Raw genomic sequence first — 20,264 nt, 5'->3', positions numbered from 1 at the left:
GCATTAAAGCGGTAATCTCATTGCAACCCGCATGACTGAACTTCGTGAACGTTTATTTTCTTCAACTTCACTTTCACTGGGTTTTAGTCTTCGACCAACAAGTTCTAATTTTTTACCTTTATTCAATTCTGCTTCACTGATCGGTAAACCACGAGGCACTTTTTTGCCTTGCGAGTGTTTTTTCATAAACTGCTTAACAAGACGGTCTTCTAATGAATGGAAGCTAATAACCACTAAACGACCATTTTCAGCAAGTACCGATAATGATGCCGCAAGTACTTTTTCAATTTGCTCTAACTCACTATTAATGTAAATACGGATCGCTTGAAAGCTTCGTGTCGCTGGGTGCTTTTTAATTTCGCGTTGTGGTGCTGTCGTTTGAATGATTTTGGCTAACTGACTAGTACGGGTATAAGGGGTTTCTTCACGTGTATCAACAATGGCGTTAGCAATTCGCCAAGCGTGTTTTTCTTCACCAAAAGTACGTAGTACCCAAGTAATATCTTCAACATCAGCCACAGCAATCCATTCTGCTGCGGTTTGTCCACGCGAAGTATCCATACGCATGTCTAATGGGCCATCATTCATAAAGCTAAAGCCACGTTCGGCTTCATCAAGCTGTGGCGAAGACACGCCAAGGTCAAGGAGAATACCGTCAACTTTACCAAGTAATTGATGCTTTTCAGCAATGTTTTGTAAGTCGGCAAAGCCTTCGTGCTCAATAGTGAATCGAGCATCGTCAGCAAATTTTTCTGCTGCTTTAATTGCCGTAAGATCTCGGTCAATGGCAATAAGCCGACCATTTTCAGAGAGTTGAGAAAGTATAAGGGCTGAGTGCCCGCCTCGACCAAACGTACAGTCGATATAGGTACCATCGGGGTTGATTGCGAGTCCGGTCACTGCTTCGTCAAGCAATACCGAGATATGTGAATTATCTAATTTCATTTTGGGTAACACCATGTTACTGAATACCAAGTGATCAATTCGGTATCGGGTTATTAACTATTTTTAGTCTTATTTTTGCTATTTACAGTGATAAGTCTAACAAGCGGTCAGTCAGTTCAATTTCACCCGACTGAATTTGGCTAATGCCTTTTTGCATTTGCGCTTGCCAGGCATTTTCACTCCAAATTTCAAATTTCTTTAATTGTCCTACCAGCATCACACCTTTTTCTAAATTGGCATGTAAACGCAACGGACCATTAATCAATAAGCGACCACTCTTATCAATTTCACAATCAGAAGCATTGCCTAAAAGTACTTGCTGTAACAATCGTTCTTGTGGGTTCATACTCGATAAACTACACAATTTTAATTCTATTTCTTCCCATTCAGGAAGCGGGTAAAGTAGTAGGCAGGGATGTTGAATATCAACGGTACAAACCATTTTTCCTTGGCAATCGGCAAATAGCTCTTCGCGGTACTTGGTCGGTACCGTGATTCTATTTTTACTGTCGAGCGTAATTGCGCTTGTGCCTCTAAACATAATCCTGCTTTATTATTTTAGTAATCCTTTAAGATCCACTAATTCCCACTTATTCCCACATTGATACAGTTTAGTGAGAAAAGTGAAGTCATGTCAAGCAAAGATTGGTATAAATGATCTGGCCGAACGCCAATAAAATTAAGGCTTTGAGCAAAGTTGATGAATTTGTGGGGTTTTGTGGATCCTTGCCCCAGAATATGTAATACAATTAATTTTTTAGCTAATTTCGAAGAAAAGATGAGCGGTTAGCGACTACTTACTTGATACCAATGAGTCCTATTATTAACAACCAAAAAGCAAAAAATAATTTCAACTTAGTTGCTGAGAGGTGCGTCACTAAGCTCTTAGCAAAAATACCGCCAAGCAAGGCACCTGGGCCTGCAAATAGCACCACTTGCCAATAAACTTCAAATTGAATCAAGGTATGCTGCCAGATGGCGGACCAAACAGTAAAAGCTGAAACAATCACGGCTGCGGCCACCGCCATACTAATGTCAAAACGTCGAAGAATTAAATAAATAGCCAATAACTCACCAACACCTACCGATAGCCAAGCGGTAAGCGCACCACCAAATAGTCCTATGGTGGTTAAAGCGAGCCAATCAAAAAGGTAGAGTTGGCTACGCTCGCGATGTGGCTTAATAAAGAAGATAGTGCCAATTATAAATAGGCCAAGCACTAAAGAGAACCAGCTAAAGCTGTGATGCAAAGAAGTGGGTGAGCTAAGTTGATTACCATAAACAAACCAAATACCGATAATTGAGCTTATTGTGGTCACACTGATAATACGTTTAAACCCTTGCCATAAATGTAATTGTGTTTTTTCACTATGATAATGAAACCACCAAATAAAAGCGCCGGCAGTCATACCAAAACATTGAATAGCAAAGCTGGTCGCTATAGATTGTTGTTCAGTAAAGTTGAGTTGATTAAACAATGGGATAAAGACAACCCCGCCACCTGCTCCCGTTGAATTGGCAAAAATACCGCCAAGTAAGCCAATAAAACTAAAGACCCCATACTCACGAATATCTTCGATAGCTATAGGAGACATTACTAGCATGCCAAACCAAATCGAAATGAATATTAAAATAAATTTAGGGTTATTTAAGCGAAAAAAATTCACTGAATATTAACGCTTACTTTGCTGAGCCTGTTTATCGGTAAGGAATGTTATCGCTGCTGCCGATAAATTTTTATTAGAAATGTAACTACGCCCCTGAGCGTGTCTTATTAACCAACCTAGCTGGGTGTTTTGTATTAATTGCACGTCTGACCACAATAATGTCAAGCTAGCGTAAAATGATTTACTCACAATGCCCTGTTCATCAATCGTTAAATCAACATTACCTTTGGCGGCTTTACTGAGCATTTGTCGCATCACCCACCACGGTTTTTGATAATAGGTACTGACGGCTTCAAGAATACCTAAAGCAAAAACAAACCAAGCTGCATAGGGATTCATTTCGGTAAACAGTACTAACAACATTCCAGCAACGGATAAGGCAATTGATTTTTTATAGGCACTTATTGAAGTAACGATGACAACAGATTCGCTAAAACATTCTTGAAAATGGGCTTTGTCTAGTTCGTAGGTTGTTGAGTAGGTAAAAGGCTGTGACATAAAGATAAAAAACTCAGGTAAAATAATAATGTTATTTTACCTGAGTTTTTAATAAATGATGAAGTAAATAGTGATTAAAAGTTACGGTTACTTATATCTCATCATTGGCTGTTGGAATTACCACGTCTTCCATGTTAATTTCTTCGGCGATCATACCCACTTCGACACGGTCAACGCGTTGTAGACCTCTTGGTAACTTATTGCCACGGCGACCACGCTCACCACGATAGTGCTCAACATCGCTGGCTTTTAAGGTTAACTTACGCTTACCCGCGTGCAATGTTACCGAACTCTCTGCTGAAATAACGTTTAGTATCGAAACAAATTCTTCACGGCTTTTCGCTCTTGCTGCAGAAATATTAATAATTTTGTTACCTTTACCTTTACTAAGTATCGGTAAGTCTTTAACTGGAAATACCAGCATTCGACCTTCAGACGTAATGGCAAGCACTAACATATTATCAATATTAGCAATTGGCAATGGTGTATTCACTTTGGCATTTGCTGGCACGCTTAATAATGCTTTACCATTCTTATTGCGGCTGATCATGTCAGAAAATTTACCAACAAAACCATAGCCAGCATCACTGCTGAGTAAATATTTACTTTCATCACTTGCCATTAAACTCGTGACAAACGTTTCTCCTGTCGATAGGCTAAAACGGCCACTTAACGGCTCACCTTGGCTTCTTGCCGTTGGCAATGTATGAGCGTCGGTGGTGTAAGCACGCCCCGTTGAGTCAATAAAGACCACAGGATTATTGCTGCGCCCTTTTGAAGAACATAAGTAGCTGTCGCCTGATTTATAACTCAGCGCTTCTGGTTCAATATCATGACCTTTGGCACAACGCGCCCAACCCTTGTGAGAAACGACAACGGTAACGGCTTCACTGGGGACTAAATCTTTTTCAGATAGTGCTTTTGCTTCGCTGCGCTCAATAAGAACAGAACGACGGTCATCACCATATTTTTCAGCCGCTTCTTGAATTTCTTTTTTCATTAGCGTATTCATTCGCGCTGTTGAGTTTAATATTTTTTCAAGATATTCACGTTCTATATTAAGCTCTGCTTGCTCTGCTCTTATTTTAATTTCTTCAAGTTTAGCAAGTTGGCGAAGCTTAATTTCTAAAATTGATTCTGCTTGACGTTCTGATAAATCAAAACGAGAAATCAGTTCTTCTTTGGGTTTATCAAAATTTCTAATAATTTCGATAACTTCATCAATATTTAAATAGGCGATCAATAAACCGTCTAATAAATGTAAACGAGCTAACACTTTGTCGAGACGATACTGCAAGCGACGACGCACAGTTTCGCGACGATATACCAGCCATTCTGATAAAATAACCCGCAAGTCTTTTACTGCAGGTTTATTATTCAAGCCAATCATGTTTAGATTAACACGATAACTTTTTTCTAAATCGGTACTGGCAAACAAGTGATTCATTAATTGTTCTATATCAACTCGATTAGAACGAGGGATCACCACTAAACGGGTTGGATTCTCATGATCAGACTCGTCACGCAAATCAACCACCATAGGTAGTTTTTTCGCATTCATTTGCCCAGCAATTTGTTCAAGTATTTTGCCGCCAGAAGCTTGATGAGGTAAAGCTGTAATAACAATATCACCCTGCACAACCTCAAAGATGGCGCGCATCTTAATACTACCTTTACCGGTTCTATATATTTTTTCAATATCGGCTTTAGGTGTAATTATTTCAGCATCGGTGGGGTAATCAGGACCTTTGACATACTCAAGTAAATCACTAATTTCCGCTTTAGGTTGTTCAATTAAATGCACACATGCATTAGCAACTTCACGAACGTTATGGGGCGGAATATCGGTAGCCATACCAACAGCGATGCCGGTAATACCATTTAAGAGTATATGAGGTAAACGAGCAGGCAAGGTTTTAGGTTCATTCATGGTACCGTCAAAGTTTGGTGTCCAATCAACGGTGCCTTGACCTAATTCGGCGAGTAATATTTCGCTAAAACGTGATAAACGTGATTCGGTATAACGCATAGCAGCGAAAGATTTCGGATCGTCTGGCGCGCCCCAGTTTCCTTGCCCGTCAACCAGCGGATATCGATATGAAAATGGCTGAGCCATTAATACCATAGCTTCATAGCAAGCAGAGTCGCCATGTGGATGAAATTTACCCAACACATCACCAACAGTACGCGCTGATTTTTTATATTTTGCGTTGGCAGACAAACCTAATTCAGACATCGCATAGACAATACGTCTTTGAACTGGCTTCAAGCCATCACCAATATGTGGTAAAGCTCGATCCATGATCACGTACATCGAATAGTTTAAATAAGACTCTTCGGTAAATTGTCGAAGTGGTCGCTGTTCAATACCTTCGAGGCTAAAATTAAGCGCGTCTGACATGAATTAATTCCTGAATTGTCAACCTGTTAGGGAGTAGCCCTACCCGTGACTTTGGTTATTATTTTTAGATTACATTTAGCTAGACTCTAGCTTATATGATTATATAGCTGTTGCCAATCAAGATGCGCCTTTGAGAGTACATTTTGAATGACAATAGGGAGACAAGGCAGGAAAACACTTCTTTATCAAAATCTGTAAATTAGTCGTTATTATTTTGGCCTTCATCATTAAACTGACAGACGCGGTTGCGTCCGTTAGCTTTAGCATAATACATCGCTATGTCAGCTGCATTAAGTAAGTCATCAAAATTTAACTCGACTTGCTCTAAACAAGCAACGCCAATACATACCGATACTTGTTCATTAATATTAAATTCAGACCAGTCTTTACTTGCCACTTTCTCACGTAAACGCTCGGCTATTGCCTTAGCTTCAGCACAGCCTACCTCTGGTAATATACCGGCAAACTCTTCACCACCTAATCGAGCAAAAAGATCGCGAGAGCGCATAGTTTCACTGCCTAGTTCGGCAATTATTTTAATAACTTCATCACCAATATCATGACCGTAAGTATCATTTATATTTTTGAAGTGATCTATATCTAATAGAATGACACTTAAACTCTGTTTTTCATTGACCGCTGTGGCGACTGCTTCAGCGCCTTTTTCAAACAAAGTACGTCGATTATATAAGTTAGTTAGACTATCTACTTTTGCTAAATATTTTAATTTTTTTCTGACTTTTATTTGTCTCAACAGAAGTACAAAGAAAACAATAACAGTGACAACTAGTATTAAAATATTACGTTGTTGAGCAAACTTTTTATTCTCTGCAGCAATAATTTTTAAACGTTTAATTTTATTTTGATTGGCTAGTAATTCATTTTGCTTAATTTTTTCATCCGTTGCATAGGTTTTATTAAGATCTTTAATTTTATCAGCTCGGGTTCCATCAAAGTATTGGTAACCATTTCTTATATATTTTTTCTTATAATCGAACGCTTGCTTAAAGTCACCCAAAGCAGAAAATGAGCGAGCAAAAATCAGATTCACTTCAGAGAATTCAGGTAAATAAAGCTGCTTTTCAGGGATTTCATCTCGTAAGATTAATGTTTTCTCAAGCCAAGCAATAGCCTGTTTATCCTGTTGTGCATGGTGCTCGATTAAAGCGTGTATCAAAAATATTAAATACTGTTCTGCGGCGTTAAAAGTTGAGTTGATTTCTTCTAGTTGTAATAAAACACCGGTAACTTGCACAGCATCTTTTTGATCGTTTTGTTGAACCAGTGATAGCAAAGACAAAATACGAGCATTAATTGGTAACGGCTCTTTATTGTTCAAAATATTTTCAGGCTCAGCAGGCGCATTGTCACTCTTATTCTCTTCTGCGGCTAACGCTTCGCCAACTGAATAAGCTTGCGCTACTGGAGAAAATGCTGCACTTGCCAAGTAGAAGCTCAATAAGACACACAGTGATATATTAGAAAAAGAGTAATGTTTCATTAAAAACACACCTTATTTCTACCTAAATTTTTTGCTTGATACATATTAATATCCGCGTCTTTTATCAGTTGAGCAAAACTTGTAGTACTTCCTTTTTGGTAAGAAGATATACCAATACTGACCGTAACCCCAGTGAGCTTTTTATATGACCAAACTTTATTTTGAATACTCAAGCGTAATCTCTCAGCCAAATCATAAGCATTTTCGGGTGAAGTGTTCGCTAATAAAGCAATAAATTCCTCGCCACCGAAACGGCCAAAACAATCACTTTGACGCATAATATGGTTAGCCAAGTCAGCAATATCTTTGAGTATTTTGTCACCGGTATTATGACCAAAGCTATCATTTATCGCTTTGAAATTATCAACATCGAGCATTAATATACTAAAAGGTGCCTGTTCTTCTTCTGCTCGCGTAAACATTTGCTCACCCAATTCGATTAAACGCCGGCGGTTAGCAACACCTGTTAAATCATCAACTTGGCTAATTCGAACAAGATGTTGTTGACTTTGTAACATTTTAAGCAAAAACCAAGCGAGTATGACAAGCACCGTACCGACAAAAATAATCAACAAATGTAAATTTTCTTCGTAGTAGGTCACATCGTTAAGTTCTATTATTTGTACAGACTTCTCCTGTTCAAGTATTTTGTTTTTTAAGTCTGCTTGTTTGCTTTCAAAACTTAATCGTAACTCTTCAATTTGTTCCATGTTTATGTTTTCTTGATCTTTAAATAAACGCGTTAAAAATTGAGATTGTTTTTCATAAGCTTGCTGATATCTTTGTGTTTTATAATAAATTTCAGACTGCAAATACATCAAGTGATAATTTGAAAAAGTATTTTTTGTTTGACTATTTTTTGCTAATATTTTTTCAGCGACAGCTAAGTTTTCAAGCGCCTCATCATATCGTTCCATGGCTTCAAGTACGTATGCCTTATTAACGTTAAAAAATAATAAGGCATTATGTTGCTGTACACCTTTTAGGTATTGTTCAGCAAGGGTAATATATTGATAAGCAACATCTAAATCAGGATCTTTCTTCTTAGCGTGCGACATAGACAAACGAGTATAAGCTCCACTTATAACTTCATTGTTACTAAATTTATTAGCACTGGCTATGACTTCTTCAAATAGCTCAATAGCTTGTTCATATCGGCTTTGATCCATGTAGTTCACTGCAATATTTTGTAAACTATTTAACGCATAGAGTGCCATACCCGCTTTTTTATAATGTTCGTAAGACGCTTGGTAAAATTTTATCGATTTTTTAGGGTTATACATATAAGAGTATAAAATACCCAACTCGCTGTTAACGGAACCTTTAAGTTCTTCATTATCTAGAGTATTGGCAATAACCAGCGCGTTATTGAGCATAGTCAACGACTTTTCATATTGTTCAGTTAGGTAATAAATAGCACCTAAGTTGATAAAGCCATCGGCAATAAATTTTTTAGCATCTAAGGATTCGGCAACTTCTAAGCCATTCAAATAATTCTCAACCGCGCCACTAGCATCACCTAAACTTTCTAAAGAAAAGCCACGTAAGTATGAAAGTTGTGAAATCAATATTGTAGGACTAGTTAAATGTTGTGCTATTTTTAACCCTTGCGATGCGGCGCTAAACGCCGATTTATATTGAGAGGCTTCAATATAAACTTCTGACAGTACTTGGTAATACTTTACCTGGTTCCCAACGGTTAACGCATTGATGTTGGTTTGATAAGAATCTAACAGCGCAAGTGCATCGGTAACATTGGTATTTTGTAATTTTTCAACGCGTTCAACAAAAAAGATAAAGTCACGATTGGTTGTGCCATTATCTGCAAATGTTTGCGTAGTTATCAACAAAGCGCTTAATAGAGACCAAAAAACCAAGGCAACTTGTTTGTAACGTTTTTTTAACAAATTCAACCTCTTATTTATAGTTTTAGCCATAGTCTAATCAACTTCAGTTGCAGTATAAAACGATTTAAAGCGAATGATAAACCGTTATTTCTAATTAATTATTTTTCATCCACATACAGAGAAAATAAAACTAGAACAACAACAACTTTTAAGATAAATTAACAACGCTTTTTGCGTTATAATGTCCTTGTAGCTCAGTTGGATAGAGCAAGCGCCTCCTAAGCGCTAGGTCGGACGTTCGAATCGTCTCAGGGACACCAAAATCACTAAATCAAGTGATAATTTAAAAACAGACAACTAGCCTTTTATCGCTAGGTAACCCACTTTTAACAGCCCTCACACTTATCATTGCTATAATAAAGTCACAATCAAAGAAACACCTATAATGTAGAGAGCATCCCTCTATTGATTTACCATCACATACATCACATACATCACATACATCACATAATCTACTTTATAGATAACATCATAGTATTGCGCCCAACTCTGAATTGTCCATGTCTAATAAGTGGTTTTATGACTAAATATCAGCTATTAACCTAAAAGCCGCTATTTTATTATTAACTAGCCCCTCGATAAATTTATCCGTAGATCAGCCTACTAGTAATTCCAAAAACAGACTACAATTGTTGCTTAATCAAATACATTTCACTATGAGTCCCCAAATGGAAAAACACAGATTAAGTTTTGTTCAAATAAACCTTTTAAATGAAAAGATTGCCGAAGTGATTTTTGATAAAGGCGTTTATATCTCAATTGAAATGATGGAAGAAATTGAAACTTTTTTTTGTACTTTTTTTAAAACTGATTTTGGTGTTATCGTCAATAAAATTTATCCTTACACCTATTCACTTGAGGCGCAGTTAACGATGGGTTCTCTAATTCATATGAAATCAATAGCCTCAATCAACTATTCTAAAGAAGGTGTTGCTAACACTGAAGATATTATCAATAAACGTAGTAATGATAAGTTAAACGTTAAGCAGTTTAATGGTTTAGAGCTCGGTCGCCAGCAAGCACTTAAATGGCTACAGAAAGAACTAGCTTGATCGCTGGTTGATTCGGAACATAGACACTCCTTGCCACCTCGGTAACCGCTACTGCTTTACTCTACTTCCTGCATCAATACGGTCACAGCACCGTACTATTGCCTCCATGGATGAGGGTCTATAATTTTTCGTAAAAAAATAACGTGCAGAATGCACTAATGCAGCGTAGAGATAAAAAAGCCCCGTAAACGAGGCCTTTAAAATTCATATAATTTATTACCAACGACTACTCACTGGTAGATTTTTCTATTGTAACTTCCTTGTCACCTACGATTGAGATATTACTCAATGCCGCTGAAACAGCCAATACGATTACCGCAAAAATCACTGTTGTCAGCTTAAATCCTCGTGAAGATGACCTGTTCATAAATGTTCCTGTGTCAGGTTTTATAGTTGTTATTTTGACATCTGTACAAAACTCAACCAATCTATACGATTAACATTGGTAATTCAACCATTTAAAATTAATAAAACAGATAAATTATAAACAATCGACCAGTGAGAGAATGTTATATTAATGGTCTTTTTAGCCATTTGGTCTAAGTAATACCAAAAAAAACACTTATTTGCATAATATCGTTTGCAGTTTAGTGGTGGTCTAGGTGAAAATGGTGGCACTTTCACCCCTCATATACTTAGTTCATTTTAAGTATAAATATAATAAAGATTTGGAGTCAATATGCCGTCTCGTCAAGAACTGGCCAATGCAATTAGAGCTTTAAGTATGGATGCCGTACAGAAAGCGAAATCCGGACACCCTGGAGCCCCAATGGGCATGGCAGATATTGCCGAAGTACTATGGCGCGATTTTCTAAAACATAATCCAACAGATCCAAATTGGACCGACCGCGATCGTTTTGTTTTGTCGAACGGTCATGGCTCAATGCTTATATATTCTTTATTACATTTAACCGGTTATGAATTACCGATTGAAGAATTAAAGAATTTCCGTCAATTACATTCTAAAACACCAGGCCACCCAGAATACGGTTACACCCCAGGTGTAGAAACAACGACAGGACCATTAGGTGCTGGTATTTCTAATGCAGTTGGTATGGCCATTGCTGAAAGAACACTTGCTGCACAATTTAACCGTCCAGGTCACGACATCGTTGATCACTTTACTTATTGTTTCTTAGGTGATGGTTGTTTGATGGAAGGTATTTCTCACGAAGTATGTTCATTAGCCGGCACTTTAGGATTAGGTAAATTAGTCGCTTTTTGGGATGACAACGGTATTTCAATTGATGGTAAAGTTGAAGGTTGGTTTACAGATGACACACCTGCTCGTTTTGAAGCTTATGGCTGGCACGTAATAAGCGTTGACGGTCACGACTCAGCAGCTATAGCGGCGGCAATTACTGCAGCTAAAGCAGTAACGGATAAACCATCAATGATTTGTTGTAAAACAATTATTGGTTTTGGTTCACCGAATAAAGAAGGCACACATGATTGTCATGGCGCACCATTAGGTGATGATGAGATTGCAGCGACACGTAAAGCGTTAAACTGGCCACATGCCCCTTTTGAAATTCCAAGCGATGTTTATGCTGAATGGGATCAAAAAGAAAAAGGCCAATCGAGCCAAGTTTCTTGGAATGACCAATTTTCAGCATACCAACAAGCTCACCCAGCACTTGCTGCCGAATACGAGCGTCGAGTTATTAAAGGTGATTTACCGAGCGATTTCGAAGAAAAAGCCAATGCCTTAGTGCAAGCTTGCCAAGATAAAGGCGAAAATATTGCTTCGCGTAAAGCCTCACAAAATACTATTGAAGCTTTTGGCGCTATATTACCTGAGTTATTGGGTGGTTCTGCTGATTTAGCGGGTTCTAACTTAACGTTATGGTCAGGCTCTAAAGGTATTGAAAAAGATGCTGCCGGTAACTACATTTATTACGGCGTACGTGAATTTGGTATGAGCGGCATTATGAATGGCGTTTCATTGCACGGTGGTTTCATTAATTACGGTGCAACGTTCATGATGTTTATGGAGTATGCGCGTAACGCAGTTCGTATGTCGGCTTTAATGGGTATTCAAAATATATTTGTTTACACTCACGATTCTATTGGTCAAGGTGAAGATGGTCCAACACATCAGCCAATCGAACAGTTAACGAATTTACGTACTACCCCGAATATGGATACTTGGCGCCCATGTGATGCAACAGAATCTGTTGTTGCTTGGAAATCAGCGATTGAACGTAAAAATGGCCCTACGTCATTAATATTTTCTCGCCAAGGTTTACCGGCAGTAGCGCGTAACAGTTCACAAGTAACAAACATCGCCAAAGGCGCTTATGTATTGCAAGACTGTGAGGGTACTGCTGACGTTATACTCATTGCAACGGGTTCTGAAGTATCATTAGCCCTTGATTCTGCAAAACAATTAACCGCTGATGGTAAAAAAGTACGCGTAGTTTCTATGCCGTCAACCAATACTTTTGATGTACAATCAAGCGAATACAAAGAATCAGTTTTACCTTCATCTGTGATAAAACGTGTCGCTATCGAAGCTGCTCACACTGATTTTTGGTACAAGTATGTTGGTTTTTCTGGCGCTGTTGTCGGTATGACAACTTTTGGTGAATCTGCACCAGGTAACGTGTTACTTGAACATTTTGGTTTCACCGTGGCAAATGTTGTTAAGACTGTAAACCAGCTTTAGTCATTAACTAAAGCCTATAAGTTAAAGCCTTCAAGCGAAATGTATACTCGTTTGAAGGACTTTGACTTTTATCAACACCCTAAATTAATACCATCAACCTATGCCGATAAACTTATGTCTGTAAACATTGCTATTAATGGCTTTGGCCGAATTGGTCGAAGTGTTGCTCGTGCCCTCTATGAGAATGCTGATAACCAATATTTAAAGCTTGTCGCAATTAATGAGCTTGCCGAGCCTAAAGGTATTGCGCATTTATTAAAATATGACACCACCCATGGTCGTTTCCCTTTTTCAGTTGAGTTAGCTGACAATCAATTAGTTATCGCTGGCGATGTCATACAACTTAGCCATGAAAAGTCCCTCGAAGACATGCCATGGAAAAAACATAACATAGATATCGTTCTTGATTGCACCGGTAAATTTGCCAATCAACACGATGGAAATATTCACTTGAGCCAAGGAGCCAGTAAAGTACTTTACTCTTATCCTGGTGAACAAGACGTTGATGCCACCATTATTTATGGTATTAATCATCAGCAACTCAGTGAAAAAGATAAAATAGTCTCGAACGGCTCATGCACCACGAATTGCGTTGTACCTGTCATAAAAGTCATTGATGAAGCTTTTGGCGTTGAAAGTGGCAGTATTACCACTATCCATTCCTCTATGCATGATCAACAAGTTATCGACGCTTACCATCCAGATCTTCGTCTTAGTAGAGCAGCAAGCCAATCTATCATCCCGGTTGACACCAAGTTAGCAGCAGGTATTGAAAGAATACTGCCTAAATTTGCTGGACGCTTCGAAGCGATTGCCGTGCGAGTACCAACGATTAATGTTACCGCGATGGATTTAAGCCTAACCTTGTCGACAGATGTTGATATTAACGCGATTAACCAAGCCATTATTCGTGCACAAAATAATGGACTACAAGGAATTTTAGGCTACACAGAAGAACCACTGGTTTCTGTAGATTTTAATCATGACCCACATTCTTGTATTGTTGACGGCAACCAAACGCGTGTTAGCCACAAGCGTTTAGTGAAAATGCTAGTCTGGTGCGATAACGAGTGGGGCTTTGCAAATCGTATGATAGATACGGCAAAAACCATGGCAAAAGATATTCAGCTTAAAAAATAATAACAGTAAAAAACACCCATAACTTTAAAATTTATCGAATAGGAAACAGCAAATGTCAGTAATTAAAATGACCGACTTGGCGCTAGCCAATCAAAGAGTTTTGATCCGAGAAGATCTCAATGTACCTCTTAAAGACGGAAAAATAACCTCTGATGCTCGATTAAGAGCGGCTTTACCTACCCTTAAACTTGCTTTAGAAGCGGGCGCAAAAGTGATGATAATGTCTCACCTTGGTCGTCCAACTGAAGGTGAGTACAACGAAGAATTTTCATTAAAACCTGTCGTTGACTATTTAGCTGCCGCATTAAATGTCCCCGTGCATCTAGCAAAAGATTACTTAGATGGCGTTGATGCAAAAGTAGGTGAATTAGTTGTTTTTGAAAACATTCGCTTTAATGTCGGCGAAAAAAATAATGATGATATTTTATCAAAAAAATTAGCTGCATTATGTGATGTATTTGTCATGGATGCCTTTGGTACTGCGCACCGCGCGCAATCTAGTACACACGGCGTAGCAAAGTTTGCACCTATTGCTTGTGCGGGTCCACTATTGTCCGGTGAATTAGCAGCACTTGGTAAAGCACTAGACAATCCTGCACGCCCATTAGTGGCGATCGTTGGTGGTTCTAAAGTTTCTACAAAATTAACCGTGTTAGAGTCATTAGCGAAAATTGTTGACCAATTAGTGGTTGGCGGCGGCATTGCAAATACTTTTATAGCAGCAAGCGGACATAATGTGGGTAAATCATTATACGAAGCCGATTTACTTGATGAAGCTAACCGTTTAACGCAGCAGGCAAGAGCAAATGATGGCGATATTCCAGTGCCAACAGATGTTATTACTGGTACAGAGTTTTCAGAAACGGCTGTCGCAACGTTAAAGTCAGTTAACGATGTTAGCGATGAAGATATGATTTTTGATATCGGACCAGATTCAGCGCAGGCACTCGTAGAAATAATTAAAAATGCTGGCACTATTGTTTGGAATGGACCTGTTGGCGTTTTTGAATTTGATCAATTCGGTAGTGGTACAGAAACTATTGCAAAAGCAATTGCCGAAAGCTCAGCCTTTTCAATTGCTGGTGGTGGCGATACCTTAGCTGCTGTTGATAAATATGATATAGCCGATAAAATCTCCTATATTTCAACCGGTGGTGGTGCTTTCTTAGAATTTTTAGAAGGGAAAGTGTTACCCGCTGTCGCTATCTTAGAAGAACGCGCTAAAACGTAAAACACGTTAATTAAATCATCAACGTCAAACCGCTCTTTATTTTATAAAAGGCGGTTTTTTTTAGCTTTCTTTATTATTTCTAAAAAACTTCATAAAAACCATCAACGGCGCTTTCATTACATTTCACTCTTTCGTTGTAAACTTACAAAACAAAAGCACAAATATTCGCTATAAATCGAGTTTATCGACCTTCTTGATAGTAATTATAGAACATTATTTAAAACCGTTATAAATAAACAGATAAAAACCATTAATGGCATTATTTTTTCTTTTGCCATGTCAATTTCTTATCTGATATACTTACGTTACGAAAGCTTAAATTTCACAATGAAACTTGTTTTTTTTGAGATTGGGCAAATAATATATGACATCTTAAACACTTAGGAGTAATTCAATGGCTTTAATTTCTATGCGCCAAATGTTAGATCACGCTGCAGAATACGGATACGGTATTCCCGCTTTTAACGTTAACAACTTAGAGCAAGTTAGAGCAATAATGATCGCTGCAGACAAAACCAATAGCCCGGTTATTTTACAAGGCTCTGCAGGTGCTCGTAAGTATGCTGGCGCTCCTTTTCTTCGTCATTTAATTCTTGCAGCAATTGAAGAATTCCCTCATATTCCCGTGGTAATGCATCAAGATCACGGCACTTCGCCGAGTGTTTGTCAGCGTTCAATTCAAATGGGTTTTTCATCAGTTATGATGGATGGTTCTTTAATGTCTGATGGTAAAACCCCTTCAAGCTATGAATACAACGTTGATGTAACACGCAGAACCGTTGAAATGGCACATGCTTGTGGTGTTTCTGTTGAAGGTGAATTAGGTTGTCTTGGTTCATTAGAGACAGGTGAAGCGGGTGAAGAAGACGGTATTGGTGCAGTAGGGATATTAACAAAAGAACAAATGTTAACTGATCCAGAAGAAGCCGCTGACTTTGTTAAGAAAACTCAAGTTGATGCTTTAGCGATTGCTTGTGGAACTTCTCATGGCGCTTACAAATTTACGCGTCCACCAACAGGTGACATCTTAGCGATTGACCGTATTAAAGCGATACATAACCGTATCCCAAATACCCATTTAGTTATGCACGGTTCATCATCAGTGCCACAAGAGTGGCTTGCTATCATCAATGAATATGGTGGTAATATTCCTGAAACTTACGGCGTGCCAGTAGAGCAAATTCAAGAAGGCATTAAAAATGGTGTTCGTAAAATTAATATTGATACTGATTTACGTTTAGCATCAACGGGGGCAACTCGTCGCTTCTTAGCACACAACCCAAGCGAATTTGATCCACGTAAATTTTTAGCTGAAACCACTAAAGCCATGACTGAAATTTGTATAGCTCGCTATGATTCATTTGGCGCATCAGGTAATGCAGATAAAATCAAACCCATTTCATTAGATACTATGTTTGATTTATATGATGCTGGCAAACTGAACGCTATTATAAAATAACATCAGCTAGCCATTAAGATTAAGGAGCTTCGGCTCCTTTTTTTGTAAATTTTTCGTTATATTATTAGAAAAATGTAATATTATTAGAAATATGTTGTCAAATTCACTATAATACTCGACTATTTTTAAACGGAGTACAAAAAATGGACAATGTTACTAATTGGTTAGTTGAAAACCAGGCTATGTTACAAGAAAATCTAATAAAATTTATCATCGCAATCGCTATCTTTGTGATTGGTAAATTTGTCGCAAAACTGATCAGTTCTGCAACAAAAAAAATCCTTACTCACAAAAAATTCGATAATACCGTAACTTCTTTTATCGCTAGCTTAATTTATGGCTTAGTTGTGATGGTTGCCTTTATTGCTGCGATTTCTCACTTAGGTTTTAATACCACCTCATTAGTGGCCATTGTTGGTGCTGCAGGTCTTGCAATAGGCTTAGCATTACAAGGTTCATTATCAAACTTTGCCTCAGGTATTTTGTTAATTTCATTAAAGCCTTTTAAAGCTGGTGATTTTGTTGAGATTTCAGGTACCGCAGGTATTGTTGAAGAGGTTCATGTATTTTCAACACAGTTAAGAACCGGTGATAACAAAACAGTTATTATTCCTAATGGTGGCATTACAAGTGGCACCATTACAAATTATTCAGCTAAAGCAACCAGAAGAATAGATTTAGTCATTGGTGTTGGTTATAGCGCAGATTTAAAACAAACAAAGCAAATACTAAAAGATGTTGTGAGTAATCATGATTTAGTATTAAAAGACCAAGCTATTACTGTTGGTGTTAGTGCCTTAGCTGATAGTTCAGTGAATTTTGTCGTTCGTCCATGGGTAAAAACAGCAGACTATTGGCCTGTGCATTTTGATTTGCTAGAAGCGATTAAAATAGAATTAGACAAAGCTGGTATCGAAATACCTTTTCCACAACTTTCTGTACATGTTAATCAAGAGACCAAAAATGAACAATAAATTAGCAATGGTTGCTTTATGTAGCAGCTTATCACTTAATGCTTTTGCCGAAGAAGCAGTCGCTCCAAAAGATCCATTAAGTATGTCTGCTGAATTAGGCGCACTATTTAAAACGGGTGACAATAAAAGCACAGATATAAAAGCTGGCTTCGATTTAGATCATGAATTAGGTTTATGGCGAAGTACTGTTCGCTTTGACTTGCTTGCAAGTAAAGCAGAGATTGAAGATGAAGAGGGTGTTCAACAATCTCAAACAACAGATCAGCAATGGAAAATAGTCGGTCAAACTAACTATACCATTGGCGCTAAAAAAACTAACTACGTATACGCTAATGTATCTCACGACGATAATCGTTTTGGCGGATTTGAGACTCAAAGCTCTATCTCTGCTGGTTGGGGTCGTCGTTGGTTTGAAAGTAAAACAGGCACATTTGATGCTGATATCGGACCCGGTTATAAAAAAGACGTTGTACGTTTAGAAGATGAAAATGGTAATGAGTATACTAAAAACAAGTCTGCTTTCATTATACAAGCACAAGCTTTGTATACACGTAATTTAAACGAACATGTTAAATTTAAGCAGCGATTTGTTGCTAAGTATGCGACTAAAAGTGGTGAAAACAGTAATTATCAAGCAGAAAGCTCAATAACTACTAAGCTTATTTCAACGTTACAATTAAAAGTTAGTTTTAAGATTGATTATAATACTGATGTTGAAGAAGGCAAAGAAAACACCAATACTCAAACGGCGTTAACGCTCGTTTATAGCTTCTAGTTGACCTAAACTAAGATGCTTTATTTAGCCTTCAACTCTTTTGAAGGCTAAATATATTTCCTTTTCATCCCTAACATCTCTCATCATCACCTACTTTATTTTTACTTATTAGAGCCATCTATAAAAAAATAATAAAAAAAAGCCCTAACATTTAAATGCTAAGGCCATTATTATTTATAAGTAATAAAAGTGCTGTTTATTCCCACTCAATCGTCGCGGGTGGTTTACCTGAAATATCATAAACGACACGTGAAATACCATCAATTTCGTTAATGATCCGATTAGACACTAAACCTAAGAAATCATAAGGCAAATGTGACCAACGTGCTGTCATAAAGTCGATGGTTTCAACACAACGTAATGATACAACCCAATCATATTTACGGGCATCGCCCATAACTCCTACTGATTTTACCGGTAAAAATACGGTAAACGCTTGGCTTACTTTAGTGTATAAATCATGCTTGTGTAATTCTTCAATGAAAATAGCATCGGCACGACGTAATAAATCAGCATATTCCTTTTTAACTTCACCTAAAATACGTACACCCAACCCAGGGCCAGGAAACGGATGACGGTAAAGCATATCGTACGGTAAGCCAAGCTCTAAACCTATTTTACGTACTTCATCTTTAAATAACTCACGTAATGGTTCAACTAAGCCTAGTTTCATGTAATCAGGTAAGCCGCCAACATTATGATGTGATTTAATAACATGCGCTTTACCGGTCGCTGAGGCCGCAGATTCAATGACGTCAGGATAAATAGTGCCCTGTGCTAACCATTTGGCATTATCTAACTTATTCGACTCTTCTTCGAAAACATCAATAAAAACATTACCAATAATTTTACGTTTTGCTTCTGGCTCACTTTCACCCGCTAAGCGGTCTAAAAATCTATCTTCAGCTTCAATTTTTATAATATTTAAACCAAAGTGATCACCAAACATATCCATGACTTGCTGGCCTTCATCTAAACGAAGTAAACCATTATCAACAAATACACAGGTCAATTTATCGCCAATCGCTCGATGTAATAACATAGCAACTACTGATGAATCAACACCGCCTGAAAGACCTAAGATAACTTCGTCGTCGCCGACTTGAGCTTTCATTTTTGCAATAGCATCATCAATGATTGATGATGAAGTCCATAATTTTTCACACTGGCAAATTTCAACAACAAAGTTTTCTAAAATGCGTAAACCTTGTTTAGTGTGGGTCACTTCAGGGTGAAACTGCACACCATAGAATTGCTTTTCTTCGTTTGCCATTGCTGCATAAGCACAACTTGCTGTTTGTGCAACCGTAACAAAGCCTGTTGGTATAGCTGACACTTTGTCGCCGTGGCTCATCCAGACATCTAGTAAAGCATTACCGTTAGTACCAATACTGTCTTCAACATTGTTGAATAACGCAGATTTAGCAATAAGTTCAACCGCGGCATAACCAAACTCTTTGTGCGTTGAACTTTCAACACCACCACCAAGTTGTTCAGCCATTGTTTGCATGCCATAGCAAATACCTAGAACAGGAACGCCAGCGTTATAAACATATTCAGGTGCACGAGGTGAATTTTCTGCAGTGACCGACTCAGGGCCGCCAGCTAGAATGATACCTGTCGGGTTAAAACCTTTAATTTGCTCTTCGGTTACATCCCAAGACCAAAGTTCACAATAAACACCTATTTCACGTACGCGACGAGCAATTAGCTGAGTATATTGTGAACCAAAATCTAAAATTAGTATTCGGTGATCATGAATGTCTTTACTCATGTTGTTTTCCTACTTTAACGCTCGTTATGTCTAAACTTTATACTGCGTTGTATTCGTAATGAAACAAAATAATTTATAAAACCTTATTTATAATAAGATAAGTCATTTGTTTAATTACTCAACAGCCTTGCCTAAAGCTCATTCATTTAGGGCGGATTTATAAAATGAACAGGCTGAGTTATTTATTGATAACTCAGCCTGTAGAATCTTTTGTTTTCCAGTTACCTAAAAGTAACTAAGAATATTTTCAGTGCATCAAGTTGAGAGTATTT

The 20,264-nt window shown here is 37.9% G+C and carries 16 protein-coding genes and 1 tRNA gene; 8 read left to right on the top strand and 9 right to left on the bottom strand.

Annotated features, from left to right (window positions below; translation table 11 throughout):
• Positions 1 to 3: 3 nt before the first annotated feature.
• From rsmH to H4J69_RS05585, 7 genes are all read right to left on the bottom strand, one after another.
• Positions 4 to 945, bottom strand: a complete 942-nt coding sequence (rsmH, locus tag H4J69_RS05615) for a 16S rRNA (cytosine(1402)-N(4))-methyltransferase RsmH (protein WP_070377051.1) — start codon at positions 943 to 945, stop codon at positions 4 to 6.
• A gap of 82 nt (positions 946 to 1,027) precedes the next feature.
• Positions 1,028 to 1,486, bottom strand: coding sequence for a division/cell wall cluster transcriptional repressor MraZ (gene mraZ / locus H4J69_RS05610; protein ID WP_070374782.1), 459 nt, complete (start codon positions 1,484 to 1,486; stop codon positions 1,028 to 1,030).
• A gap of 256 nt (positions 1,487 to 1,742) precedes the next feature.
• Positions 1,743 to 2,540, bottom strand: a complete 798-nt coding sequence (locus tag H4J69_RS05605; RefSeq protein ID WP_259367714.1) for a sulfite exporter TauE/SafE family protein — start codon at positions 2,538 to 2,540, stop codon at positions 1,743 to 1,745.
• Positions 2,541 to 2,618: 78 nt separating this feature from the next.
• Complete coding sequence (locus tag H4J69_RS05600; protein WP_182213309.1) at positions 2,619 to 3,110, bottom strand: YcxB family protein; 492 nt, start codon at positions 3,108 to 3,110, stop codon at positions 2,619 to 2,621.
• 91 nt (positions 3,111 to 3,201) lie between these two features.
• Positions 3,202 to 5,511, bottom strand: a complete 2,310-nt coding sequence (gene parC, locus H4J69_RS05595; protein WP_182213307.1) for a DNA topoisomerase IV subunit A — start codon at positions 5,509 to 5,511, stop codon at positions 3,202 to 3,204.
• 199 nt (positions 5,512 to 5,710) lie between these two features.
• Positions 5,711 to 7,012, bottom strand: coding sequence for a GGDEF domain-containing protein (locus H4J69_RS05590; protein ID WP_182213305.1), 1,302 nt, complete (start codon positions 7,010 to 7,012; stop codon positions 5,711 to 5,713).
• Positions 7,012 to 8,919 carry a diguanylate cyclase gene (locus H4J69_RS05585; protein ID WP_182213303.1) on the bottom strand — a complete coding sequence of 636 codons (1,908 nt, stop codon included), beginning with the start codon at positions 8,917 to 8,919 and terminating at the stop codon, positions 7,012 to 7,014. Before H4J69_RS05585 ends, H4J69_RS05590 begins: the two co-directional genes overlap by 1 nt.
• 183 nt (positions 8,920 to 9,102) lie before the next feature.
• On the opposite strand from H4J69_RS05585, the gene H4J69_RS05580 reads away from it, so the two are divergent.
• Together H4J69_RS05580 and H4J69_RS05575 are read left to right on the top strand one after the other, a co-directional pair.
• Positions 9,103 to 9,179 (top strand) — tRNA-Arg (locus H4J69_RS05580).
• 408 nt (positions 9,180 to 9,587) lie between these two features.
• A complete protein-coding gene (locus H4J69_RS05575; protein WP_070374790.1) occupies positions 9,588 to 9,971 on the top strand; it encodes a hypothetical protein in 384 nt (127 codons plus the stop codon).
• Positions 9,972 to 10,197: 226 nt separating this feature from the next.
• On the opposite strand, the gene H4J69_RS05570 is transcribed toward H4J69_RS05575, so the two are convergent.
• Entirely contained in the window at positions 10,198 to 10,338 is a 141-nt protein-coding gene (locus tag H4J69_RS05570; RefSeq protein WP_182213288.1) for a hypothetical protein, read from the bottom strand.
• Between the two features lie 312 nt (positions 10,339 to 10,650).
• Between H4J69_RS05570 and tkt the strand changes: the two genes are divergently transcribed.
• From tkt to H4J69_RS05540, 6 genes are all read left to right on the top strand, one after another.
• Positions 10,651 to 12,639 carry a transketolase gene (gene tkt / locus H4J69_RS05565; protein ID WP_182221148.1) on the top strand — a complete coding sequence of 663 codons (1,989 nt, stop codon included), beginning with the start codon at positions 10,651 to 10,653 and terminating at the stop codon, positions 12,637 to 12,639.
• Positions 12,640 to 12,753: 114 nt separating this feature from the next.
• A complete protein-coding gene (gene epd, locus H4J69_RS05560; RefSeq protein WP_182213568.1) occupies positions 12,754 to 13,779 on the top strand; it encodes an erythrose-4-phosphate dehydrogenase in 1,026 nt (341 codons plus the stop codon).
• Positions 13,780 to 13,831: 52 nt separating this feature from the next.
• On the top strand, positions 13,832 to 15,010 hold the full coding sequence (locus tag H4J69_RS05555; protein ID WP_182244244.1) for a phosphoglycerate kinase: 1,179 nt from the start codon (positions 13,832 to 13,834) through the stop codon (positions 15,008 to 15,010).
• Positions 15,011 to 15,404: 394 nt separating this feature from the next.
• Positions 15,405 to 16,469 carry a class II fructose-bisphosphate aldolase gene (gene fba / locus H4J69_RS05550; protein WP_070374794.1) on the top strand — a complete coding sequence of 355 codons (1,065 nt, stop codon included), beginning with the start codon at positions 15,405 to 15,407 and terminating at the stop codon, positions 16,467 to 16,469.
• Positions 16,470 to 16,612: 143 nt separating this feature from the next.
• Entirely contained in the window at positions 16,613 to 17,443 is an 831-nt protein-coding gene (locus H4J69_RS05545) for a mechanosensitive ion channel family protein (protein WP_182213283.1), read from the top strand.
• Entirely contained in the window at positions 17,433 to 18,218 is a 786-nt protein-coding gene (locus tag H4J69_RS05540) for a YdiY family protein (RefSeq protein ID WP_182244245.1), read from the top strand. Before H4J69_RS05545 ends, H4J69_RS05540 begins: the two co-directional genes overlap by 11 nt.
• 196 nt (positions 18,219 to 18,414) lie before the next feature.
• Here the strand turns inward: H4J69_RS05540 and guaA are convergent, their stop codons facing one another.
• The gene (gene guaA / locus H4J69_RS05535) at positions 18,415 to 19,992 is read right to left on the bottom strand and encodes a glutamine-hydrolyzing GMP synthase (protein WP_182221150.1); all 1,578 of its coding nucleotides are present in this window, start codon (positions 19,990 to 19,992) and stop codon (positions 18,415 to 18,417) included.
• Between the last annotated feature and the right edge of the window lie 272 nt (positions 19,993 to 20,264).

The organism is Colwellia sp. BRX10-9 (genome assembly GCF_014077405.1).
Lineage (GTDB): Bacteria > Pseudomonadota > Gammaproteobacteria > Enterobacterales > Alteromonadaceae > Colwellia_A.
Note: the sequence above shows the minus strand (reverse complement) of the source record. Positions and strands in the feature narration are given on the sequence as shown.